The organism is Azospirillum thermophilum (genome assembly GCF_003130795.1).
Lineage (GTDB): Bacteria > Pseudomonadota > Alphaproteobacteria > Azospirillales > Azospirillaceae > Azospirillum > Azospirillum thermophilum.
In genome coordinates, this window is the sequence record NZ_CP029358.1 from 293,449 (window position 1) to 315,416 (window position 21,968).

At 73.3% G+C, this 21,968-nt stretch carries 19 protein-coding genes and 1 pseudogene; 15 read left to right on the forward strand and 5 right to left on the reverse strand.

Going from position 1 to position 21,968, the window contains the following annotated elements; all coding sequences use genetic code 11:
• Positions 1–48: 48 nt before the first annotated feature.
• Complete coding sequence (locus tag DEW08_RS29100; protein ID WP_109333968.1) at positions 49–759, reverse strand: 2OG-Fe(II) oxygenase; 711 nt, start codon at positions 757–759, stop codon at positions 49–51.
• Complete coding sequence (ada, locus tag DEW08_RS29105) at positions 756–1,823, reverse strand: bifunctional DNA-binding transcriptional regulator/O6-methylguanine-DNA methyltransferase Ada (protein WP_109333970.1); 1,068 nt, start codon at positions 1,821–1,823, stop codon at positions 756–758. The genes DEW08_RS29100 and ada overlap by 4 nt, the downstream gene beginning before the upstream one ends.
• Before the next feature lie 205 nt (positions 1,824–2,028).
• On the opposite strand from ada, the gene DEW08_RS29110 reads away from it, so the two are divergent.
• The 3 genes from DEW08_RS29110 (at position 2,029) to DEW08_RS29120 (ending at position 4,159) form a co-directional block, all read left to right on the forward strand.
• The gene (locus DEW08_RS29110) at positions 2,029–2,793 is read left to right on the forward strand and encodes an SDR family oxidoreductase (RefSeq protein ID WP_109333972.1); all 765 of its coding nucleotides are present in this window, start codon (positions 2,029–2,031) and stop codon (positions 2,791–2,793) included.
• Positions 2,794–2,872: 79 nt separating this feature from the next.
• Positions 2,873–3,652 carry a helix-turn-helix domain-containing protein gene (locus DEW08_RS29115; RefSeq protein WP_109333974.1) on the forward strand — a complete coding sequence of 260 codons (780 nt, stop codon included), beginning with the start codon at positions 2,873–2,875 and terminating at the stop codon, positions 3,650–3,652.
• Positions 3,653–3,772: 120 nt separating this feature from the next.
• The gene (locus tag DEW08_RS29120; RefSeq protein ID WP_109333976.1) at positions 3,773–4,159 is read left to right on the forward strand and encodes a VOC family protein; all 387 of its coding nucleotides are present in this window, start codon (positions 3,773–3,775) and stop codon (positions 4,157–4,159) included.
• Between the two features lie 80 nt (positions 4,160–4,239).
• Here the strand turns inward: DEW08_RS29120 and DEW08_RS29125 are convergent, their stop codons facing one another.
• Positions 4,240–5,349: a branched-chain amino acid ABC transporter substrate-binding protein gene (locus tag DEW08_RS29125; RefSeq protein ID WP_109333978.1), complete on the reverse strand. Its 1,110-nt coding sequence runs from the start codon at positions 5,347–5,349 to the stop codon at positions 4,240–4,242.
• Between the two features lie 398 nt (positions 5,350–5,747).
• Between DEW08_RS29125 and DEW08_RS29130 the strand changes: the two genes are divergently transcribed.
• Positions 5,748–6,224, forward strand: a complete 477-nt coding sequence (locus DEW08_RS29130; protein WP_109333980.1) for an OsmC family protein — start codon at positions 5,748–5,750, stop codon at positions 6,222–6,224.
• Positions 6,225–6,298: 74 nt separating this feature from the next.
• Here DEW08_RS29130 and DEW08_RS29135 read toward each other — a convergent pair whose 3' ends face one another.
• Positions 6,299–7,114 (reverse strand): IclR family transcriptional regulator, encoded by an 816-nt coding sequence (locus tag DEW08_RS29135; protein WP_109334184.1) that lies wholly within the window; start codon positions 7,112–7,114, stop codon positions 6,299–6,301.
• 215 nt (positions 7,115–7,329) lie between these two features.
• Between DEW08_RS29135 and DEW08_RS29140 the strand changes: the two genes are divergently transcribed.
• The 8 genes and pseudogenes from DEW08_RS29140 to DEW08_RS29175 all read left to right on the forward strand — a co-directional run bounded on the left by DEW08_RS29140 (position 7,330) and on the right by DEW08_RS29175 (position 16,115).
• On the forward strand, positions 7,330–8,886 hold the full coding sequence (locus DEW08_RS29140) for an ABC transporter substrate-binding protein (protein WP_109333982.1): 1,557 nt from the start codon (positions 7,330–7,332) through the stop codon (positions 8,884–8,886).
• Between the two features lie 132 nt (positions 8,887–9,018).
• Positions 9,019–9,960 carry an ABC transporter permease gene (locus DEW08_RS29145; protein ID WP_109333984.1) on the forward strand — a complete coding sequence of 314 codons (942 nt, stop codon included), beginning with the start codon at positions 9,019–9,021 and terminating at the stop codon, positions 9,958–9,960.
• A 14-nt stretch (positions 9,961–9,974) separates the two neighbouring features.
• A complete protein-coding gene (locus tag DEW08_RS29150) occupies positions 9,975–10,886 on the forward strand; it encodes an ABC transporter permease (protein ID WP_109333986.1) in 912 nt (303 codons plus the stop codon).
• A gap of 1 nt (position 10,887) precedes the next feature.
• Complete coding sequence (locus tag DEW08_RS29155) at positions 10,888–12,495, forward strand: N-acyl-D-amino-acid deacylase family protein (protein WP_109333988.1); 1,608 nt, start codon at positions 10,888–10,890, stop codon at positions 12,493–12,495.
• A 51-nt stretch (positions 12,496–12,546) separates the two neighbouring features.
• The gene (locus DEW08_RS29160) at positions 12,547–12,933 is read left to right on the forward strand and encodes a RidA family protein (RefSeq protein WP_109333990.1); all 387 of its coding nucleotides are present in this window, start codon (positions 12,547–12,549) and stop codon (positions 12,931–12,933) included.
• 93 nt (positions 12,934–13,026) lie between these two features.
• A pseudogene (locus DEW08_RS29165) lies at positions 13,027–14,084 on the forward strand (D-TA family PLP-dependent enzyme).
• Between the two features lie 22 nt (positions 14,085–14,106).
• On the forward strand, positions 14,107–15,111 hold the full coding sequence (locus DEW08_RS29170; RefSeq protein ID WP_109333992.1) for an ABC transporter ATP-binding protein: 1,005 nt from the start codon (positions 14,107–14,109) through the stop codon (positions 15,109–15,111).
• Positions 15,108–16,115, forward strand: coding sequence for an ABC transporter ATP-binding protein (locus DEW08_RS29175; RefSeq protein WP_109333994.1), 1,008 nt, complete (start codon positions 15,108–15,110; stop codon positions 16,113–16,115). Before DEW08_RS29170 ends, DEW08_RS29175 begins: the two co-directional genes overlap by 4 nt.
• Before the next feature lie 9 nt (positions 16,116–16,124).
• On the opposite strand, the gene DEW08_RS29180 is transcribed toward DEW08_RS29175, so the two are convergent.
• On the reverse strand, positions 16,125–17,117 hold the full coding sequence (locus tag DEW08_RS29180) for a M23 family metallopeptidase (RefSeq protein ID WP_109333996.1): 993 nt from the start codon (positions 17,115–17,117) through the stop codon (positions 16,125–16,127).
• Positions 17,118–17,316: 199 nt separating this feature from the next.
• Here DEW08_RS29180 and DEW08_RS29185 point away from each other — a divergent pair, with 199 nt between their 5' ends.
• The 3 genes from DEW08_RS29185 (at position 17,317) to DEW08_RS29195 (ending at position 21,960) form a co-directional block, all read left to right on the forward strand.
• A complete protein-coding gene (locus tag DEW08_RS29185) occupies positions 17,317–17,949 on the forward strand; it encodes a LysE family translocator (protein ID WP_109333998.1) in 633 nt (210 codons plus the stop codon).
• Between the two features lie 57 nt (positions 17,950–18,006).
• On the forward strand, positions 18,007–18,441 hold the full coding sequence (locus tag DEW08_RS29190; protein WP_109334000.1) for a hypothetical protein: 435 nt from the start codon (positions 18,007–18,009) through the stop codon (positions 18,439–18,441).
• Between the two features lie 105 nt (positions 18,442–18,546).
• Positions 18,547–21,960 (forward strand): DEAD/DEAH box helicase, encoded by a 3,414-nt coding sequence (locus tag DEW08_RS29195; protein ID WP_109334002.1) that lies wholly within the window; start codon positions 18,547–18,549, stop codon positions 21,958–21,960.
• Positions 21,961–21,968 lie beyond the last annotated feature (8 nt).

Sequence of the window (21,968 nt, forward strand, 5' to 3'; positions counted from 1 at the left end):
GCATCCCCGCATGCCCGCCCCGCAGCCCTGCCCCGCAGCCGAACCAGGTTACCGCGCGTCGTGGAAGATGATCCCCAGCGTGTGGCGCCGGCCGCCGCGCAGGCGGCTGACCCCGTGGCGCATGGTGACGCGGTAGAGGCCGCGCGTGCCGCGCACCGGCCGCTGGTTGACCGGGAACACCACCGCGTCGCCCTGGCGCAGCGGCACCACCTCGGCCCGCGACTGCATGCGCGGGCGCTGCTCGGTCAGGACGAACTCGCCGCCGGTGAAGTCCTCTCCCGGCTGCGACAGCAGGACCGCGACCTGCAGCGGGAAGACCAGTTCGCCGTAGAGGTCCTGGTGCAGGCAGTTGTAGTCCCCCGCGTCATAGCGCAGCAGCAGCGGCGTCGGCCGCGTCTGGCCGGCCCGGTGGCACAGCGCGAGATAGTCCGCATGCTCCTCCGGGAAGCGCTCCGGCTGCCCCAGCGCGACCGCCCAGCGGTTGGCGACCGCGGCGAGCGGCGGATAGAGCGCCCGGCGCAGGGCGGCCACCGGCTCCGGCAGCGGATAGGCGAAATACCTGTACTCGCCGCGGCCGAAGCCGTGGCGCGCCATCACCACGCGGCTGCGGAACCCCTCCTCCGCGTCATAGCCCGCGGCCAGCGCCGCGCAGGCCCGCGGATCGAGCAGCCCCTCCAGCACGGCGCAGCCATGGGCGTCCAGTTCGCCCCGCAGCCACTCCCAATCCACCAGCGGCCTCTCCCGCGTCATCAGGCTCATGCCCCCGCCTCCCGCTCCAGCAACGCCTTCTTGCGCTCGACACCCCAGCGATAGCCGGACAGCCCGCCGTCGCGGCGCACCACCCGGTGGCAGGGGATGGCCACCGCCACCGGATTCTCGGAACAGGCCCGCGCCACCGCGCGCACCGCCTGCGGCGCGCCGATCTTCCCGGCGATCTCGACATAGCTGGCGGTGGAACCCGGCGGGATCTCCGACAGCGCCCGCCACACCCGCTGCTGGAAGGCGGTCCCCCGCAGGTCGAGCGGCAGGTCGAGCCCGCGGCGCGGCTCCTCGATGAAGCCGACCACCGTCGCCATCCAGCGCTCGAACGCCGTATCGCCGCCGATCAGCTCGGCCCTGGGAAAGCGGTCCTGCAGGTCGCGCACCAGCGCGTCGGGATCGTCGCCCATCAGGATGGCGCACAGCCCCTGCTCCGTCGCCGCGACCAGCAGGGCGCCCAGCCAGCACTCCCCGACCGCGAAGCGGATCGACGCTCCGGTCCCGCCGGCGCGGAAGTCGGTCGGCCGCATCCCCAGCAGCTTCGCCGAGGCGGCGTAGAAGCGGCCGTTGGAGTTGAAGCCCGCGTCATAGATCGCCTCCGTCACCGTGGCGCTGCGCGGCAGCCCGTCGCGGATGCGGTCGCCGCGGCGGCCGGCGGCATAGGCCTTGGGCGTCACGCCGGTGACCTGCCGGAAGATCCGGTGGAAATGGAAGCGGCTGAGCCCGGCCGCCGCCGCGAGCCCGTCGAGGTCGGGCAGCTCCTCCGCCTCCTCGATCAGGCGGCAGGCGCGGGCGACCGCGGCGGCCTGCCGTTCGGCCGGCGACGGCCCGTCCGGCCGGCAGCGCTTGCAGGGGCGGAAGCCCGCCGCCGCCGCCGCCGCGCAGGTCGGGTGGAACCGCACATTCTCCCGCCGCGCCAGCCGGGCGGCGCAGGACGGCCGGCAATAGACCCCGGTGGTGCGCACCGCATAGACGAACCGCCCGTCGGCCCCGGCATCGCGGTTGACCACCGCCTGCCACATCTCCTCCTCCGGCATCGCGGTCTGCGTGATCGCGTTCTGCATGATCGCCTCCTGTGGGAACAGGCCCCAGTGTGGCGCCGGCAACGCCGCCCGGCACTCCGCCCCTTGCTGCCGAATCCGCACGGCCGCCGCCACCCGATCCTTGCGCGGACTGCACAGCAAGAAGCGGAGTGAGCGGCCCCCGCCCGACCGGTCATGGTCCGGCCGTCGCCGCTGCCATGCGGCCCACTTCCAGGGAGACCGTTCCATGACCGTCCTCACCGGCAAGGTCGCCATCGTCACCGGCGCCAGCTCCGGCATCGGCCGCGCCGCCGCCCTCCTCTTCGCCCGCCAGGGCGCCCGCCTCGTCCTCGCCGCCCGCCGCGCCGCGGAGCTGGAGGTGCTGGCCTCGGAAATCGCGTCGGCCGGGGGCGAGGCGGTGCCGCTGGCCGGCGACGTGCGCGACGACGGCTATGCCCGGGCGCTGGTGGAGACCGCCGTCGGCCGCTTCGGCGGGCTCGACGTCGCCGTCAATAATGCCGGGATGACCGGCACGCTGGCCGAGGTGGCGGCCCTGCCGCCGGATGCCTGGCGGGAGACCATCGACGCCAACCTGACCAGCGCCTTCCTCTGCGCCCGCCATCAGGTGCCGGCGCTGGAGGCACGGGGCGGCGGCTCGCTGATCTTCACCTCCTCCTTCGTCGGCTACACGGTGGGGCTGCCCGGCATGGCCGCCTATGCCGCGGCCAAGGCCGGGGTCGTCGGGCTGACCAAGGTGCTGGCGGCGGAGCTGGGGGCGAAGGGCATCCGCGTCAACGCCATCCTGCCCGGCGGTACCGACACGCCGATGGGCCGCGAGGTGATCGACACGCCGGAAACCCGCCGCTTCGTCGAAGGGCTGCACGCCCTGAAGCGGCTGGCCGAGCCGGAGGAGATCGCCCGCTCCATCCTCCACCTCGCCTCCGACGCCTCCAGCTTCATGACCGGCACGGCCATGCTGGTGGACGGCGGCGTCTCCGTCACGCGGAGCTGACCGCCGCCGGCGGACGGCCTTGACGATCCGCCATCCGGGCCGATGATGGGAACCGGACCGGATCGCGAAGGACCGCAGGATGACGGCGAAGGAGGAGGACGGCCCGGCCGCCGGTACCGGCGGCTACCGCGAGGCGCGGCCGGGCGCGGCGCTGGCCGCCCATTTCCGCTGCGGCTGGACGCACAGCCCGCCGCCGGACGGGGACGGCCGGCCGGTGCTCGTCGTGCCGGACGGCTGCGTCGACCTGCTGTGGTCGGGCGACCGGCTGCTCGTCGCCGGCCCCGACGAGACGGCGGCGCCGGCGGTCCTGGCGCCCGGCACCGTCGTCACCGGGCTGCGCTTCCGCCCCGGCGCCGCCCGCCACTGGCTCGGCCTGCCGCTGTCGGAGATCACCGGGCAGCGGGTCCCGCTGGAGGATCTCTGGGGGGCGCGGGCCCGGACGCTCGCCGGCCGCCTTCCCCGGGAGGCGGATCCGGTGCGGCGCCTCGCCGCCCTGCAGGCGGAGGTCGCCCGGCTCGCCCCCTCCGTCGCCCCGCCGCCGCCCGATGCGGCGCTCCTCTTCGCCACCCTCGGGCGCCGCCCCTCGGAGCACAGCCTGCCGGCGCTGCGCGCCCGCCTGGAAACCAGCGAGCGCAGCCTGCGGCGGCGCTGCCACGATCTGTTCGGCTACGGCCCGAAGACGCTGGACCGCATCCTGCGCTTCCAGCGGTTCCTGGCGCTCGCCCGGCGGCCGGAGGCCCGCTCGCTGGCGGATCTGGCGCTCGCCGCCGGCTATGCCGATCAGGCCCACCTGACGCGGGAGGTGCGGCGGCTGTCGGGGCGCCCGCCCTCGTCCCTGCTGCCGGACATGCTCGGCTGAGGCCGGCCGGAACCGCGAACCGCGAACCGTCCAGGGGCCGGCTGGCCGTTTCATTCAAGACTCCGGGCCATGGTCCGTGGAACCCTGGCCTCCGCGAAACCAGGCATCAGGACCCGGCCCATGACCGACCCCGCCCACTCCCCCGCAGACGACGGCCGCGCGGCGAACGACCGCCGCATCGACTACATCGAGTTCACCGTCCGCGACATCGCCCGCGCCAAGGCCTTCTACGGCGCCGTCTTCGGCTGGAGCTTCACCGACTACGGTCCCGCCTACTGCGAGTTCGGCGACGGCCGCCTGACCGGCGGCTTCGCCCAGGGCGAGCCGGCGACCCCGGCGGGCGGCCCGCTGGTCATCCTCTATGCGACGTCCCTGGAGGAGACCCGGCAGCGGCTGGAGCAGGCCGGCGGCCGGATCGCCCGGCCGATCTTCGCCTTCCCCGGCGGACGGCGCTTCCACTTCCTCGACCCGGACGGCTACGAGCTGGCGGTCTGGTCGGACCGTTAGGACCCGCGCGCCAGAAAAAGAAAAAGGGGCGCGATCCCGCAGGACCGCGCCCCGTTTCCGAAGCCGCGACGGCGTACCGCTTACTTCGTGGCAAGCTCGACGTTCTTGCCGTCCTTCCAGACATACATGACGTAGGCCGGCTTCACGACGTCGCCCTTCTTGTCGAACTCGATCTGCCCGACGACGGTGTCGAAGCTGCCGGAATGCAGCGCGTCGGCCAGCTTCTTGTTGTCGACCGCGCCGGCCTTCTTCAGGCCCTCGGCGGCGACCTGGACGGCGGAATAGGCGTAGAAGGCGAAGTTGCCCGGCTCGGGCAGGCCGGCCTTCTTGAAGCTCTCGATCAGCTGCTTGGCCTTCGGATCGTTGGCCGCGGACGGGCTGTCGGTATAGAGCGTGCCTTCGCCGGCCGGGCCGGTGATCGACCAGAACTCGGAGTTGTTCAGGCCGTCGCCGGCGATGAACTGGGCCTTCAGCCCCTGCTCCTGCGCCTGGCGGACCATCAGGCCCAGCTCCGGATGGTAGCCGCCGTAATAGACGGCGTTGACGCCCTTGTCCTTCAGGCTGGTGACCAGCGAGGAGAAGTCCTTCTCGCCCGCGGTGACCGACCCGCGGTAGGCGACCTTCATGCCGCCCTTCTCCAGCGTCTGGGCGACGACGTCGGCGAGGCCCTTGCCGTAGGCCTGCTTGTCGTCGACCACGGCGATGGTCTTGCCCTTGAAGTTCTGCAGCAGATACTCGCCCGCCACGACGCCCTGCTGGTCGTCACGGCCGCAGACGCGGAAGATGTTCGGATAGCCCTTGGCGGTCAGCAGCGGGTTGGTGGCGGTCGGGGTGATCATCACCACGCCCTCCTCCTGGTACACCTCCGAAGCCGGGATCGTCGCGCCGGAGCAGAGATGGCCGACCACAGCCGCCACCTTCTCGCGCACGAACTGGTTGGCCACGGCCACCGCCTGGCGCGGGTCGCAGGCGTCGTCGCCGACGCGCAGGACGAGCTTCTGGCCGAGCACGCCGCCCTTGGCGTTGATGTCTTCGATCGCCTGCTTGGCGCCGTACACCGTCTGCTCGCCCAGCGCCGCCACCGGGCCGGTGGTCGCGGTGCCGAGGCCGATCACGATGTCGGCGTGCGCCGTGCCGATGCCGGCCAGCAGCGCAACGGCGCTGACGAAGGGGACCGCACTACGGACCATGGAAGTGTCTCCTGTTCTTATCTCATTCAGGTCGAGGTCCCGTCGGTTGACGGGCGCGCGGCATCCGGTCCTCATCGCGCAGGCGCGGACCGGACGCCCGACGACACCGGCCCGAGATTGTTTCCGGCCATCTGGGACCTCGCGGTTGGAACTCTGTGATACTCCCAACGGCAAAAGGTCACAAGGCCCGCGTCCGGGACTGTTCCTCTGCCCAACGATTGCGAACCGGAGACATTCCAATCTGGCCTCCCGCCCCCCCCCCGAGCGGCCGGGACGAGGATTTCCCGCTGGCCCCCGGCGGCGTGCCGCGCCAGCATGACCGGGCGGACGGCGCCGACTCGGCCGCCGGAAGCCGCAGCGGCAGGACGCCACAACAGGTTGAAGGGGGAAACCGGCCCATGGCGAAGGAGCACCGTTACGAGGCGACCGTCACCTGGACGGGCAACCAGGGCACCGGCACGTCGGGCTACAAGGCCTACGGCCGCGACCACGAGATCACCGCGCCGGGCAAGCCGCCGATCCCCGGCTCCTCGGACCCCGCCTTCCGCGGCGATCCCGCCCGCTACAATCCGGAGGACATGCTGGTCGCCTCGCTGTCGGCCTGCCACATGCTGTGGTACCTGCACCTGTGCTCGCGCGACGGCATCCGGGTCACCGCCTATGACGACCGCGCCACCGGCGTGATGGCGGAGGACGCCGGCGGAAGCGGCGGCGGCCGCTTCACCTCGGTGACGCTCTCTCCCCAGGTCACCATCGCGGCCGGCGATCCCGACCACGCCCGCGCCCTGCACGCGGAGGCGCACCGGCTCTGCTTCATCGCCAACTCGGTGAATTTCCCGGTGGAGGTCCGGCCGCGGATCACCCTTGCCGGCTGACCCCGCGGCAATGCGGTCGCGGCGCCGCGGTTTTGCGGCGTCGCAACGCGGCGGACCGATGGCGCCTTCGGGGGTCAGCGCGGCACCGACAGCTTCTCCGCGCTCTCCTTCAGCGTCGCGATCATCGCCTGCTGCTCCGCCTCGCCGGTATCGGCGGGAATGACGAAGCAGATGGTCGCGATGCAGCGGCCGGCGCCGTCGCGCACCGGTGCCGCGAGGCAGGTGGTGAAGCGGTCGACCAGCCCGGTCGTCCGCACATGGCCCTCCGCCCGCGCCCGCTCGATGTCGCGCAGGAACTCCTCGCCGCCGATGCGGCGGCCGTCGGGCAGGGTGAAGTCGCCGGACGGGATGAAGTCCAGGATCTCCTGCGCGCTCATATGGTCGACCAGCAGCCGGCCCGACGCGGTCCAGGGGATCGGCACCTTGATTCCGATCTCGGAGCTGATGCGGAACATGCGCCGCCCCGGCTCGTTCAGCACGACGAGGTACTTGTCGCCCTCCAGCGTGCAGAACTGCGCCGTCTCCCCCACCGTCTCGGCGAGATGGGCGACCTCGATGCGCGCCTTGCGGATCAGGTCGACGCTGTCGAGATAGTCGCTGCCGTAATAATGCATGGCCGGCCCGAAATAGACCGTGCCGTCGCCGTCGCGCAGCTCCAGCCAGCGGGCCTCCACCAGCGTGTTGACCAGTTCATAGACCGTGGAGCGCGGCGTCCCCGTCTCCCGCGCGATGTCGGCGATGCGCGTCGGGCTGCGGCGGCGGTGCAGATGCTCCATCAGCGCGATCACGCGGTCGATCCCGCGCGCCCGTCCGCCGGGCTTCGCGGTCCCCGCCGCGTCGGCGCCCGCCGGACCGGCCTCGGTCCTGTCCGCATCCGGTCCGGTCTTCATCGGCTCGATCCTCATCGCGTTCCGCCTCGCAGTACAGACAGCCGCCCAGCCCGGCTGCGCAGCCTCGCCCCGACCAACCGCTTACCACGCGGATTTTCGGCTTGCCAGGGGTCTTTGTCCGGTATACCGTTCTCATGTCCGGAATACAAGACCGCAGTCCGAAATACTGGACAACCCGTCCGGGGCATCGGGCAGAAGCGGAAGGGAGGCTGAAAGTGACACCGTTCTCGCGCCGTCTGTTCGTCGCCGCCTTGGGCGCGGCCGTCTCCACCATCGCCCTCTCCACCGCGGGCGGTCCCGCCCTGGCCCAGCAGCCGGGCTCCGTCGTCACCATCGCGACGATCGGGGAGCCGCCGACCCTCGACCCGGTCGGGACCACCTCCGACCTCGTCAGCATCATCACCCAGCATGTGTTCGAGACGCTCTTCACCTTCGACAAGGACTGGAAGCTGACCCCGCTGGTCGCCGCGGCCCTGCCGCAGGTGTCGGCCGACGGGAAGACCTACACGATCCCGCTGCGCAGCGGCGTCACCTTCCATGACGGCTCGACGATGACGGCCGACGACGTCGCCGCCTCGCTCGACCACTGGCTGAAGGCCTCGCCGCGCGGCAAGACCGCCGCCCCGCTGGTGGAGGGGGTCGCCGCCCGCGACGCCTCGACCGTCGTCATCACGCTGAAGGAGCCCTTCGCCCCGCTGACCGCCCTGCTGGCGATGAACAACGGGGCCGCCGCCATCGTGCCGAAGTCGGTGATCGACGGCGCCAACCCGCTGAAGTCCCTGGTCGGCACCGGCCCCTACAAGCTGCTGGAGCACAAGCCGGACCAGTACATCCGCCTCGTGAAGCACGACGGCTACGCCTCGCCGGCCGGCCCGGCCAGCGGTTATGGCGGGGCGCGCAGCGCCAGGATCGGCGAGCTGCGCTTCGTCCCGGTGCCCAACGCCGCGACCCGCGTGGCCGGCGTGCTGTCCGGCCAGTACCAGTTCGCCGACAGCCTGCCGGCGGAGATGCAGGGCCGCTTCAAGGGCTCGGCCACCGTCAAGCCGATCGTCGTGAAGCCCTTCGGCTTCCCGCTGATGATCATGAACACCAGGACGGGCGTCGCCGCCAACCCGCAGATCCGCCAGGCGGTCCTCGCCGCGCTCGGCCCGTCGGACATGCTGCTGGCCGGCTTCGGCGACCCCGCCTTCTTCGCGGCGGAAGGCTCGATCTACAGCCCCGGCACGCCCTACTACGACGAGGCGAGCGCCAAGCCCTACAAGGACAACAACCCGCGCAAGGCGACGGAGCTGCGCAAGGCCGCCGGCTACAAGGGCGAGCCGATCCGCATCATGACCTCCACCCAGTACGACTTCCTCTACAAGATGAGCCTGGTGGCGCAGGCCCAGCTCCAGGCGGCCGGCTTCACGGTCGACCTGCAGGTGCTGGACTGGGCGACCCTGCTGCAGCGCCGCAGCGACGACAAGGCGTGGGACGCCTTCTTCACCTACCACACCTTCGTGCCCGAGCCGTCGCTGATCACCGTGATGAACCCGGCCTATCCCGGCTGGTGGGACACCCCGGCCAAGCGCGAGGCGCTGGCCGCCTTCAACCGCGAGACCGACGCCGACGCGCGCCGGAAGAAGTGGGTGGAGATCCAGACCCTGTTCTACAGCGAGGTGCCGAGCATCAAGGTCGGCGACTTCTACAACCTCGCCGCCGCCAGCACCAGGCTGGCGAACTACACGCCCACGCCCTGGCCGTTCTTCTGGAACGTCGACCTGACCCAGTAAGGGGCAAGGGGGAGCCCGCCGGCGCATCCGGCCCGCGCGCCGCGTGCGGCGGGCGTCCCCCTCCCCGCTGACCCGGCCCCCGGACCCGGCCTCAAAACCCGGCCCCCAAACCCGGCCTGCGGACCCACGCCCATGCTCGTCTACATCGTGCGCCGGCTCGCCGGCATGATGGTGGTCATGCTGATCGTCGCGGCGGTGGTCTTCATCATCGCCCGCGTCGTGCCCGGCGACCCCGCCGCCGTCATGCTGGGCTCCTCCGCCACGCCGGAGGACATCGCCGCCCTCAGGACCCGGCTCGGGCTCGACCAGCCCCTGCTGACGCAGTTCCTCATCTACCTGTCGGACATCGCCCGCCTCGACCTCGGCGAGTCGATCTTCCTCAACCGGCCGGTCGCCCAGGCGCTGGCGGAACGGGCGGAGCTGACCGGCCTGCTGACCCTGATGTCCGTCTCGATCGCCGTGCTGATCGGCGTGCCGGTCGGCATCCTGTCGGCGGCGATGCGCGGGCGCTGGATCGACCAGTCGGCGCTCGGCCTCGCCATGCTGGCGGCCAGCATCCCCAGCTTCTGGATCGGGCTGACGCTCATCAAGTATCTGGCGGTCGACCTGCCCTGGTTCCCCGTCGCCGGCTACGGCCCGCCCGACGCCGGGCTGGCGGAGCGGCTGCGCCACCTCGTGCTGCCGGCGGTGGCGCTGGGCATCCCCAACTCGGCCCTCATCCTGCGCTTCACCCGCACCTCGATGCTCGACGTGCTGGGCGACGACTATGTGCGCACCGCCCGGGCCAAGGGGCTGCCGCCGATGGTGGTGATCCTGAAGCACGCGCTGCGCAACGCGCTGATCCCGATCCTCACCGTCATCGGCCTGACCGCGGCGGTGATGATCGCCGGCGCCATCGTGACGGAGACGGTGTTCGGCCTGCCCGGCGTCGGCAACCTGATCGTCTCGGCCGTGCTGCGCCGCGACTACCCGGTCATCCAGGGCGCGCTGCTCGTGGTGTCCGGCATCTATGTCCTCATCAACCTGACGGTCGACCTGCTCTATGCGGTGGTCGATCCGCGGGTCCGCTACTGACGACGGGGGTCCTCATGGCAAGCCTTCCCGCCGGCCACGGCACCGCACCCGCCCTTCCCGCCGCCGGCCCGGCCCGGCGCAGCCGGTCGCCCTTCGCCCTGCTGCTGCGCCGCCTCTTCCGCCGCCGGCTGGTGCTGGTCGCCATGGTGGTGCTCGGCGCCATCCTCGCGGTGGCCGCCGCCGCCCCCTGGGCCGCCCCCTACGACCCGATGAAGATGGACATCCTCGGCCGGCTGAAGCCGCCCTCCGCGGCCCACTGGTTCGGCACCGACGAGTTCGGCCGCGACGTGCTGTCCCGCGTGATGCAGGGCGCGCAGATCTCGCTGCTGGTCGGCATCCTGGTGGTGATCGTCGCGACGGCGCTCGGCACGCTGCTCGGCCTGGCGGCCGGCTATGTCCGGGCGCTCGACGGGGTGCTGATGCGGCTGACCGACGCGCTGATGGCGTTTCCCGACATCCTGCTGGCCATCGCCTTCATGGCGGCGCTGGGGCCGTCGCTCTACAACGTCGTGCTGGCGCTCGGTATCGTCTACACGCCGCGCGTCGCCCGCGTGGTGCGCGCCGCCGCCCTGGTCCTGCGCGAGATGCCCTATGTCGAGGCGGCGACGGCGCTCGGCGCCACCACGCCGCGCATCGTCTTCCTGCACATCCTGCCGAACCTGCTGTCGCCCGTCGTGGTGCAGGCGACCTTCATCTTCGCCTACGCCATCCTGACCGAGGCGGCGCTGTCCTTCCTCGGCGTCGGGGTGCCGCCGACCACCCCGACCTGGGGCAACATGATCGCCGGCGCCCAGCAGTATTTCCAGCAGGCCGACTGGCTGGTGATGTTCCCCGGCATCGCCATCGTGCTGACCGTGCTCTCCCTCCAGGTGGTGGGCGACGGGCTGCGCGACGCGCTGGACCCCCGGCTGCAGAAGGTGACCTGAGATGGGTTCCTCCCCGATCCTGATCCGCGGCGCCCGGCTGATCGACGGCACCGGCGCCCCCTGGTTCCCCGGCGACCTGCTGGTGGCCGACGGCCGCATCGCCGCGGTCGGCGCGACGCTGGCGGCCGACGGCGCCGAGCCGGTGGAGGCCGCCGGCCGCTACCTCGCCCCCGGCTTCATCGACGCCCACGCCCACGACGACCTGATCTACCTGCGCCAGCCCGGCCGGCCGGAGAAGGTGGCCCAGGGCGTCACCACCGTGGTGGTCGGCAACTGCTCCTTCGGCCTCTACCCGCAGACCACGCTGAGCGCGCCCGCCCTGCGCGAGCATTTCGGCAACCTGCTGGGCACGGTGGCGGAGGAGGAGAGCTTCGCCGACTTCGCCGCCTACCGCACAGCACTCGACGGGCGCGGCATCGCCATCAACCTCGTCTCGCTGGTCGGCCACGCCGCCCTGCGCCTGGCGGTGATGGGCTGGCAGAACCGCCCCGCCACCGCCGACGAACGCGAGGCGATGGCCCTGCTGCTCGCCGACCAGCTCCGCCAGGGGGCGCACGGCCTGTCGCTCGGCCTCGTCTATCCGCCGAGCGCCTGGGCCGACCGCGACGAACTGGTCCGGCTGGCCGGGGTGGTGGCGGAGCATGGCGCCCTGCTGACCGCCCATGTCCGCTCCTACGAGGGCGGGCTGATCGCCTCGGTGGACGAGTTCCTCGACCTGCTGAAGGCCGGCGGGGCGAGCGGCCTGCTCTCCCACCTGCAGGCGGCCGGCCGGCCCTACTGGGGCAGCCTGCCCCGCGCGGTCGAGCGGCTGGAGGTCGCGCGGCGCGGCGGGGTGGACGTCAGCTTCGACATGTACCCCTACCCGGCCGGCTCCAGCACCATCCTGCAGCTCCTTCCCCCCTCGGCGCTGGCCGGCGGGGTCGACGTCCTGCTGGCGAGGATCGCGCACGAGGAGGGGCACGCCCTGCTGCGCCGCGCCGTCGAGGACGGACACGCCCCTGGCGATCCCGGCTGGGAATCCAAGATCCGGCTGATCGGCTGGGAGAATGTCCGCATCGGCGGCGTGGCGGAGGCGGCCCTGCGCCCGCTCGAAGGGCTGTCGCTGGCCGAGATCGCCGAGGCGCGGCGCGAGGCGCCCTTCGACACCCTCGCCTGGCTGGTCGCCGCCGACCGCGGCCGCACCAACATCGTGATGTTCCAGCTCGACGAGCGGGACCTCGCGCTGGCGCTCGGCCACCCGCTGCACATGCTGGGATCGGACGGGCTGCCGCGCGAGACCGGCAAGCCCCACCCCCGCGCCTTCGGCAGCTTCCCCCGCTATCTCGCCCGCGCCGTCCGCGGCGAGGACGGCCTGCGGCTGGAGGAGGCGGTGCGCCACATGACCTCCATGCCGGCCCAGCGCTTCGGCCTGTCCGACCGCGGGCTGCTGCGGCCGGGCATGGCCGCCGACCTCACCCTCTTCACCGCCGACGTGAGCGACCGCGCGACCTTCCAGGATCCGACGCTGCCGCCGCACGGCATCACCGACGTGCTCGTCGCCGGCCGCTTCGTGCTGCGCGACGGCGGGCATACCGGCGCGCGGCCCGGCCGCACGCTGACCCGCGCCTGACCCCGGTCTTTCGCCGGACATCGCCGTATTCAGATAATAAAGAGAGGGATCATGACCAACCGGACGCCGATCTTCGCCGACAAGGGGGCGAAGCCTGCCGGCCAGTACAGCCACGCCATCGTGACCAACGGCTTCGTCTACGTCTCGGGCCAGGGGCCGCACCATCCGGAGACCGGCGCGCTGCCGTCCGACTTCGCCGGCGAGGTGCGCCAGACCCTGCGCAACCTGGAGATCATCCTGCAGGCGGCCGGCACCGACCTCGCCCATGTGGTGAAGGTCAACACCTACCTGACCGACCTCGGCCGCTTCCAGGAATACAACGCCATCTACAGGGAGTTCTTCCCCGACCAGCCGCCGGCCCGCACCACCATCGGCTGCCAGCTCAACGGCATCCAGGTGGAGATCGACTGCGTCGCCGTCCTGCCGGCCGCGGCGTAGGGGACCGGCGCGGGAGCGGGCGCTCCCGCCCGACCTCCCCATGGCAACGGGCGCCGGCCTTTCCCGGCCGGCGTCCTTTCAACGGAGCCCCCCATGCGCGTCGAAGAGCTCGACACCCCCGTTCCCGTCATCGACCTCGACCGGGTCGAGCGCAACCTGGTCAAGATGCAGGCCTATTGCGACCGGCATGGGCTGGCGCTGCGCCCGCACATCAAGACCCACAAGATTCCCGACTTCGCCCGCCGCCAGATCGCGCTGGGCGCCGTCGGCATCACCTGCCAGAAGATCAGCGAGGCGATGGTGATGGCCGAGGCCGGCTGCGCCGACATCCTGCTGACCTATCCCATCGTCGGCGCCGCCAAGGTGAAGCCGCTGGCCGAACTGGCGCGCCGGACCCGCCTCACCGTCTCGCTCGACAACGCCGTGGCGCTCGACACCGTGGCCGCCGCGGCGCACGAGGCGGGGGTGGAGATCGGCATCCTCGTCGAGTTCGACAGCGGCGACGGCCGCTGCGGCGTCCAGTCGGCGGAGGAGGCGCTGGCGCTCGCCCGCCGCGCCGACGGCAACGGCCCGCTCGCCTTCCACGGCCTGATGACCTATCCGCGCGGCCCCCGTACCGCCGCCTTCGTGGCCGAGGCGCGCAGCCTGTTCGACGGCGCCGGCATCCCCATCGCCACCGTGTCGGTCGGCGGCACCCCCGGCTGCTGGGAGACGCACGAGGTCGCCGGCGCCACCGAACTGCGAGTCGGCACCTACATCTACCACGACCGCGCCACGGTGGGCGCCGGGGTCGCGACGCTGGAGGAGTGCGCCGTGCATGTGCTGGCGACCGTGGTCAGCCGCCCCACCCCGACCGCGCCGTGCTCGACAGCGGCTCCAAGACCCTGTCGAGCGACCGCGTCGCCCCCTCGGTGGGCGAGGGGTTCGGCCTGATCCTCGACTATCCCGACGCGGTCATCACCCGCCTCAACGAGGAACATGCGGTGGTCGACCTGTCGCGCTGCGCCGCCCGGCCGGAGATCGGCGAGCGCGTGCGCATCCTGCCCAACCATGTCTGCGTGGTCAGCAACCTGCACGACCGCATGGTGGCCAGCCGCAACGGCGAGGTCGTCGGCGAATGGCCGGTCGCCGCCCGCGGCTGCACCCGCTGACGCGGCACGAAGGAGCCGGGCGATGGACGCCGACACCACCCTCTCGATCCGCGGCCTGCAGACCCACTTCGCGACCGACCAGGGCGTGTCGAAGGCGGTGGACGGCGTCTCCTTCGCCGTCCGCCGCAACGAGACGCTGGCCGTCGTCGGCGAATCCGGCAGCGGCAAGTCGGTCACCAGCCTGTCGGTGATGCGGCTGATCCAGTCGCCGCCCGGCCGCATCGCCGGCGGCGAGATCCTGTTCCGCGGCCGCGACGGGCAGGTGCGCGACCTCACCCGCCTGTCGGAGCGCGGGATGCGCCGGGTCCGCGGCAACGAGATCGGCATGATCTTCCAGGAGCCGATGACCTCGCTGAACCCGGTCTACACGGTGGGCGACCAGATCGGCGAGGCGCTGCGCTACCACCGCCGGCTCGACCGCGCGGCGGCGCGGGCCGAGGCGCTGTCGCTGCTGAGGACCGTCGGCATCCCGGCGGCGGAGCGGCGGCTCGACGAGTATCCCCACCAGATGTCGGGCGGCATGCGGCAGCGGGTGATGATCGCCATGGCGCTCGCCTGCCGCCCCACCCTGCTGATCGCCGACGAGCCGACCACCGCGCTCGACGTCACCATCCAGGCGCAGATCCTCGACCTGATGCGGCGCCTGCAGGCGGAGACCGGCACCTCCATCCTCTTCATCACCCACAATCTCGGCGTGGTGGCGGAGATCGCCCACCGCGTCGCCGTGATGTATGCCGGGCGGGTGGTGGAGGAAGGCGACGTGCGCTCCCTCTTCAAGGCGCCCCGCCACCCCTACACCCGCGGGCTGCTGGCCTGCATGCCGAATCTCGGCCAGGGGCGGGCCGGCGCCACCCGTCTCGCCGCCATTCCCGGCACGGTGCCGAGCCCGGTGGACCGCCCGGCCGGCTGCAGCTTCGCCAACCGCTGCGCCCATGCCCAGCCGGCCTGCGCCGCCGCCGAGCCGGCCCTGGAACAGATCGGCCCCGACCACAGCGTCCGCTGCCATCGCTGGAAGGAGACGTCATGACCGCCCAACCTCTCCTCCGGGAGCCGCTCCTCCAGGTGCGCGGGCTGCAGAAGCGCTTTCCCATCCGCGGCGGCCTGCTGCAGCGCCCGGTCGGCTGGGTGAAGGCGGTCGACGACCTGTCCTTCGACCTCCACCGTGGCGAGGTGCTGGGGCTGGTCGGCGAGTCCGGCTCGGGCAAGACCACCGCCGGCCGCTCCATCCTGCGGCTGATCGAGCCGTCGGGCGGCTCCATCCGCTTCGACGGGCAGGAGATCACCGCCCTGCCGCCGGCTGCGCTGCGCGCCCAGCGCCGGCGCATGCAGATCGTCTTCCAGGACCCCTACGCCAGCCTCGACCCGCGCCAGCGGGTGCGCGACGTGATCGGCGAGGCGCTGGTCATCCACGGCATCGGCACCGCCGCCGACCGGCGCGACCGCATCGCCGCCCTGCTGGAGAAGGTCGGGCTGACCGCCGACGCCATGGACCGCTTCCCGCACGAGTTCTCCGGCGGCCAGCGGCAGCGCATCGGCATCGCCCGCGCGCTGGCGGTCGAGCCGGACTTCATCGTGGCGGACGAGCCGGTGTCGGCGCTCGACGTCTCGGTCCAGGCCCAGGTGGTCAACCTGCTGCGCGACCTGCAGCAGGAGCTGGGGCTCGCCGTGCTGTTCATCGCCCACGACCTCGCGGTGGTGCGCTACGTCAGCGACCGGGTGGCGGTGATGTATCTCGGCCGGCTGATGGAGCTGGCGCCGGCCGACGCGCTCTACGAGCGGCCGCGCCACCCCTACACGCTGGCCCTGCTCTCCGCCGCCCCGACGCCGGACCCCGACGCCCCGCGCAACCGCATGCTGCTGGAGGGCGACATCCCCAGCCCGCTGAACCCGCCGTCGGGCTGCGTCTTCCGCACCCGCTGCCCCTTCGCGATGCCCGCCTGCGCCGAGCCCTCGGCCCGCCACATCCGCGAGGTGGCGCCGGGCCATCAGGTCTCCTGCATCCGCGACGACATCCCCCCGGCAGCCTCGTGAGGGGAGCGGTCACCTGAAGTCGGTCGCCAGCGTCCGTTCCAGCCGCGCCACCGTCTCGCCGTCGCGGGTCAGGGTGACGGTGCCGCGGTAGGGGCCGGCCGGCCAGCCGGTGGCCGGGCGCTTCATCCCCTGGTAGGAGAACCAGGCCGCCTTGTCGCCCGGCACGGTCACCGTGTTGTCGAACACGACCTTGCCGCCCGGCGCCTCGATCAGCACGCGCTGGCGGTCGCCGCCCCTGGCGCCCATGATGTCCGACCACAGGACCAGCAGGGTGGCGTCGCGTGGCAGCCGCTCCTCGCCGAACTCGCCGCGCCGCGCGGCCTCCGCCTCCGGCACGCGGGTGGAGAAGCCGGCGCCGAGCGCGGCGGTCGCCCGGTATGAGAGCTGCTTCGCCGCCGCGTCGCTCCACAGCGGGGCGAAGCGCTGGCCGCAGGCCGTCGCCGGCATGTCTCCGACGAAGGGATCGACCGGCTTGCCGCCGTGCCGCACACCGAAATGCAGGTGGGGGAACTCGGTCAGCCCGGACAGCCCGACGAGGCCCAGCCGCTGCCCGGCCGCCACCCGGTCGCCGGGCTTCACCGCGACGCTGCCGCGCTTCATGTGCAGGTAGGCGGTCTGCCAGCCCCCGCCATGGTCGATCACCACCGCGTTGCCGCCCCCGACATCCATGATCCTGTCGCGCCCGACGATGTTGACGTTCACGTCGTCCATCCCGTCGCGCACCCGCAGCACCGTCCCGTCCGCCGCGGCGAGCACCGGAACGCCCGCCTCCATCATCCGGTAGTCCGGCAGGCGGAAATCCGTCCCGTCATGCCCGTCATAGGTCAGCCGCCCGCAGGCGTAATCCTGCCGCCCCGGCCCCGGATCCTGGTCGACATGGTTCTGGATGAAGCAGGTCGTCCCGACCTCGCAGGCGATCGGCAGCTCGAACCTCGGCGCCTGTGCCAGGGCGGCACCGGCGAGCAGCAGGAGAGCGGCGGCGGAGAGCAGGGCACGGACCATCGGGAGACCCTCTGCTGGAACGGCGACCGGAGCGCCGCGGCCCCGGACCTTACCCGCTTCCCGCCGCCCCGGCCATCCGCAGACGGGGGTATACGCCTGCGGGCGGGCCGCCCGCCCGTCACTGCAGACCTGCAGCGGTTGCGGTTGCCCGACCGTCCCTGCCTGTGATCATCTGTCGCACCAACCGGAGCGCTCCCCGATGAACTGGCAGACCCTCGCCTTCTTCGCCGCCACCGCCTTCTTCATCTCCGCCACGCCGGGGCCGAACATGCTGATGGCGATGAGCCTCGGCCTGCGCTTCGGGGCGCGGCGGGCGGCCTGGGGCGGGCTCGGCATGTGCCTGGCGCTCGCCCTGATGGCGGCGCTGTCGGCTCTGGGGCTGGGGGCGCTGCTCGCCACCTCGGTCACCGCCTTCGAGATCCTGCGCTGGGCCGGCGTCGCCTACCTCACCTGGCTCGGCATCCAGGCCTGGCGCGCCCCGGCCGAGGCCGGCGGCGGGCGCGGCGCCGCGGCGGCCACCGGCGAGGGCACCGCGCTGCGCCTGACGCTGCGCGGGATGCTGGTGTCCTTCAGCAACCCCAAGGCGCTGGTCTTCATGGCCGCCCTCTTCCCGCAGTTCATCGACGCCGCGGCGCCGCTCGCCCCGCAGCTCGTCCCGCTGATCGCGGTGATGGTGGTGATCGAGTTCGGCTGGATCATGGCCTACGCCACCGGCGGCGACCGGCTGGCCGCCAGGCTGACCAGCGTGTCGGCCACCCGCACGCTGAACCGCCTGACCGGCGGCCTGATGATCGGCGCCGGCGGCCTGCTGGCGCTCGCCCGCCGGGTCTGACCCCCCCTCCTTCAGGGGGAGCGCAACGCCGGACGGGGCGGCGCTGTTGACGGGGGCATGACGCTGACGCCCCGCATCCACGGACTGATCGACTGGGCCGCGACCGCGCTGCTGGCCGCCGCCCCGACCGCGCTCGGCTGGCGGGGGGATACCCGCCGGCTGATGCATGCCGCCTCCGCCGGAACGGCGGCCTATGCGCTCGCCACCGACTATGAGTGGGGGGCCGCCCCGCTCCTCAGCATGGAGCAGCATCTGGCGCTCGACGCGGCGCAGGGGGCGGGATTCCTCGTGGCCGCGCTGTCGCTGCGGCGCGAGCCGCTGGAGGCCCGCATCGCCATGGCCGCCTTCGGCGCCGTGGCCATCGCCGCCGCCGCCTTCACCGAGCGCCATCCCGTCCCGCGGGCGCGGCAGCGCCGCTACGGCCGCGACAGCGCGATCCTGTCCCGCCGCGAGGCCGCCGCCCGCCTCAGCCTCGCCGACGCGCCGCAGTGATCGCCGGCCGCAGCGCCCGCTTGCGGCACCGGCCCCCTTGCAGCACCGAAGGCCCCCGCGCCATATCGGACGGGCGGAAACCCTGCTCCCCGGAGGTGACGCCCCATGCCCGACGCCAGCCCAAGCCAGTTCCCCCTCGCCGTCCCGAGCGAGGGGGCGCTCGGGCTCCGCCTGACCGGGCTGGCGCGCCGCCTGCCGGGCGGCCTGCTCTTCCTCGCCCGCAGCGACAGCCGCGCCAGCCGCCTCGCCCGTCTCGCCCGGGATCTGGCGCCGGACCTCCAGGTCGTCCTGCTGCCGATCGACGAGAGCGCGCCCGGCGACCGCGCCGCGCCGTCGCGCGCCATCCTCGGCCGCCGCGCCGCCGGCCTGGCCGCGCTGGCCGAGCCGCCGCCGCCCGGCGGGCGTCTCGTCCTCGCCTCGGCCGACCTCGCCCTGCAGCGGCTGCCGCCGCCCGAGGCGTGGCGCGGCAGCGGCTTCCGCATCGCCCGCGGCATGGCCTTCGACGAGGCCGCCTGGCGCGCCTATTTCGCCAGCACCGGCTACGTGCTGGACGAGCGGGTGGACGAGCCGGGGGAGGCGGCGATCCGCGGTGCCGTGGTCGAGGTCTTCCCCGGCCACTGCGACCAGCCCATCCGCTGCGACATCGCGCAGGGGGTGGTGGAGGACATCCGCCTCTACGATCCCGTGTCCCAGCGGTCGATCGCCACCATCGAGGAGGTGACGCTCCATCCGGTGACGGAGATCGTCACCGACGCGGCGACGCTCGACCGGCTGTTCGCCACCCTCGCCGCGCTCGGCTGCGCCCTGCCGCCCGACCTGCGCCGGCGGCTGGAGGAGGGGCGCCGTCCCTACGCCTTCGACCTGCAGGTGCCGAACGCCTTCGACCGCTGCGTCCTGCTGCCCGACTATCTGCCCGATGCCGCCCTCCTGCTCGACGCCGGGGCGCGCGACCGCATCGAGGCGCGCGACGAGCAGCTTGCCGAGGCCTGCCCCGAGGCCCACCACGACCGGCTGTCCCGCCGCGGCGATGCCGGGCTCCTGCCGGTGCCGTCGCCCGAGCGCCGGATGATCGGCAGAGCGGCCCTCGACGCCCTGCTGGCCGCCCGCACCGTCCTGACGGTGGAGACCGCCGAGCCCGCCACGCCCGCCAAGCCCGCCAAGCCCGACGACGGCGCGCCGGAGGCCCCGCGCACCGAACGGACCCTGCTGCGCCGCACCGCCGCCCTGGTGGAGGAGGGGGCGCGGGTGCTGATCGCCGCCGCCGGCCGTCCGGAGGCCGAGCGCCTCGCCGGCCTCGCCGCCCGGGCGCTGGACCGGCCGGTGCCGGTGCTCGACCGCTGGCCGGACGGCGCGGATCCCGGCTCCTGCGCCGTGCTGCCGCTGCGGGTGGCGGAACCGTTCGTCGCCGACGGCATCACCGTCCTGACCAGCCCGCGCCGTCCCGCCCGCGATGCCGGCGCCGCCCGCCCGCCGCTGGCGCCGTCGGAGCTGTCCCCCGGCGACTTCGCGGTGCATCTCGACTACGGCATCGGCCGGCTGGTCGGGCTGGAGGCGGTGGAGCGCGGCGACCAGACGGCGGATTTCCTCGTCCTCGAATACGCGCACGAGGACCGGCTGCTGGTGCCCGCCGCCGACATGGACCGGGTGTGGCGCTACGGCTCCGCCGATTCCGGCGCCCGGCTCGATTCCCTGAAGAGCGGGGCCTGGCAGGAGCGCCGGCAGGCGCTGGAGCAGGAGATCGGCGAGACCGCCCGCGGCCTGATCCACGCCGCCCGCCGCCGCGCGCGGGAGGCCGCCCCGGCGATCGAGCCGCCGGCCGACCGCATGCGCCGCTTCAACGCCCGCTTCGGCTTCGACCTGACGGACGGGCAGGCCCGCGCCACCGCAGCCGTGCTGCAGGCGATGCGCACGGGCTCGCCGATGGACCATCTGCTGTGCGCCGACGTCGGCTACGGCAAGACCGAGGTCGCCCTGCGCGCCGCCGCCGCCGTCGCCTTCTGCGGCCATCAGGTGGCGGTGATGGCGCCGACCTCCATCCTCGCCCGCCAGCATCTCGACCTGTTCCGCCGCCGCTTCGCCGGCTTCGGCCTGCGGGTGGAGCCGCTGACCGGCGCGATGACCGGGGCCGACGCCGGCCGGGTGCGCGCCGGCCTCGCCGACGGCTCCGTGCATATCGTCGTCGGCACCCACGCGCTGCTGTCCAGACAGGTGGGCTTCCACGCGCTCGGCCTGATGGTGGTGGACGAGGAGCAGCGCTTCGGCGCCCGGCAGAAGCAGCTCCTGCGCCAGCGGACGCGCGGCGTCCATTGCCTCGCCCTCTCCGCCACGCCGATTCCGCGCACGCTCCAGGGGGCGCTGGCGGGCTTGCGCGGGCTCAGCGTCATCGACACGCCGCCGGCCCGGCGCCGGCCGGTGCGCACCACGGTCGCCCCGCTCGACCCGGGCACCGCCCGCGCCGCCCTGCTGCGCGAGCGCGCCCGCGGCGGCCAGACCTTCTGCGTCACCCCGCGCATCGCCGACCTGAAGGCGCTGGAGGGCTGGATCCGCGGCCTGATGCCCGACGCCCGCATCGCCGTCGCCCACGGCCGCATGGCCGAGGCCGACCTCGACGACGCCATGATGGGCTTCGTGGAGGGCGAGAGCGACGTGCTGGTCGCCACCCCGATCATCGAATCCGGCATCGACATCCCGCGCGCCAACACGCTGCTGCTGTTCCGTCCCGACCTGTTCGGGCTGGGCCAGCTCCACCAGCTCCGCGGCCGGGTGGGACGCGCGGCGGCGCAGGGCTACGCCTATCTCTTCGTCGATCCCGGCCACCCGCTGGACGAGCGCGCGGCGCGCCGCCTCGGCTCGCTGGAGGTGATCGAGAGCCTGGGCGGCGGCTTCGTCCTCAGCATGCTCGACCTCGACCAGCGCGGCGCCGGCGACCTGCTGGGGGAGGACCAGACCGGCCACCTGCGCGCGGTGGGGACCGAGCTCTACCAGCGCATCCTGGCCGACGCCCTGCGCCGCCTGCGCCGCCAGCCGGCCGAAGGCGACGCGCCGGAGCTCGCGGTCGGCGCCCCCCAGACCATTCCGGCCGACTACATCCCGGAGGAGGAGCTGCGCATCGGCCTGCACCGCCGCCTCGCCCGGCTGCGCGAGGTCGGCGAGATCGACGCCCTGCGCGAGGAGATCGAGGACCGCTTCGGCGCGCTGCCCGACGCGATGGAGCAGCTTCTGGAGGTCACGGCGCTGCGCTGCCGCTGCCGCCGGCTGGGCGTCGCCGCGCTGGGCGCCGGCCCGTCCGGCGTCTCGCTCACCCTGCAGGGTGCCCGCGCCGGGGCCCGCGCCGCCCGCCTCGCCAGGGCGTCGCGCCGCCTGCTGCGCGCCGACGGCGAGCGGCTGGTGGCCGCCCTCGACGCCGCCGACGCGCAATCCGTCCTCGCCAACGCCGGCCGCGTCCTCGACGTCATCGAGGACATCGTCCGCAAGGCCCGGCAGCGGGTCGCCGCCCGCCGCCGCCCGCCACAATCCTGACAGCACAA

Bases quoted from the DNA above. Each gene is read 5' to 3' on its own strand.
- DEW08_RS29100 (WP_109333968.1), bottom strand. From the start codon at position 759: ATGAGCCTGATGACGCGGGAGAGGCCGCTGGTGGATTGGGAGTGGCTG.
- ada (WP_109333970.1), bottom strand. From the start codon at position 1,823: ATGCAGAACGCGATCACGCAGACCGCGATGCCGGAGGAGGAGATGTGG.
- DEW08_RS29110 (WP_109333972.1), top strand. From the start codon at position 2,029: ATGACCGTCCTCACCGGCAAGGTCGCCATCGTCACCGGCGCCAGCTCC.
- DEW08_RS29115 (WP_109333974.1), top strand. From the start codon at position 2,873: ATGACGGCGAAGGAGGAGGACGGCCCGGCCGCCGGTACCGGCGGCTAC.
- DEW08_RS29120 (WP_109333976.1), top strand. From the start codon at position 3,773: ATGACCGACCCCGCCCACTCCCCCGCAGACGACGGCCGCGCGGCGAAC.
- DEW08_RS29125 (WP_109333978.1), bottom strand. From the start codon at position 5,349: ATGGTCCGTAGTGCGGTCCCCTTCGTCAGCGCCGTTGCGCTGCTGGCC.
- DEW08_RS29130 (WP_109333980.1), top strand. From the start codon at position 5,748: ATGGCGAAGGAGCACCGTTACGAGGCGACCGTCACCTGGACGGGCAAC.
- DEW08_RS29135 (WP_109334184.1), bottom strand. From the start codon at position 7,114: ATGAAGACCGGACCGGATGCGGACAGGACCGAGGCCGGTCCGGCGGGC.
- DEW08_RS29145 (WP_109333984.1), top strand. From the start codon at position 9,019: ATGCTCGTCTACATCGTGCGCCGGCTCGCCGGCATGATGGTGGTCATG.
- DEW08_RS29150 (WP_109333986.1), top strand. From the start codon at position 9,975: ATGGCAAGCCTTCCCGCCGGCCACGGCACCGCACCCGCCCTTCCCGCC.
- DEW08_RS29155 (WP_109333988.1), top strand. From the start codon at position 10,888: ATGGGTTCCTCCCCGATCCTGATCCGCGGCGCCCGGCTGATCGACGGC.
- DEW08_RS29160 (WP_109333990.1), top strand. From the start codon at position 12,547: ATGACCAACCGGACGCCGATCTTCGCCGACAAGGGGGCGAAGCCTGCC.
- DEW08_RS29170 (WP_109333992.1), top strand. From the start codon at position 14,107: ATGGACGCCGACACCACCCTCTCGATCCGCGGCCTGCAGACCCACTTC.
- DEW08_RS29175 (WP_109333994.1), top strand. From the start codon at position 15,108: ATGACCGCCCAACCTCTCCTCCGGGAGCCGCTCCTCCAGGTGCGCGGG.
- DEW08_RS29180 (WP_109333996.1), bottom strand. From the start codon at position 17,117: ATGGTCCGTGCCCTGCTCTCCGCCGCCGCTCTCCTGCTGCTCGCCGGT.
- DEW08_RS29185 (WP_109333998.1), top strand. From the start codon at position 17,317: ATGAACTGGCAGACCCTCGCCTTCTTCGCCGCCACCGCCTTCTTCATC.
- DEW08_RS29190 (WP_109334000.1), top strand. From the start codon at position 18,007: ATGACGCTGACGCCCCGCATCCACGGACTGATCGACTGGGCCGCGACC.
- DEW08_RS29195 (WP_109334002.1), top strand. From the start codon at position 18,547: ATGCCCGACGCCAGCCCAAGCCAGTTCCCCCTCGCCGTCCCGAGCGAG.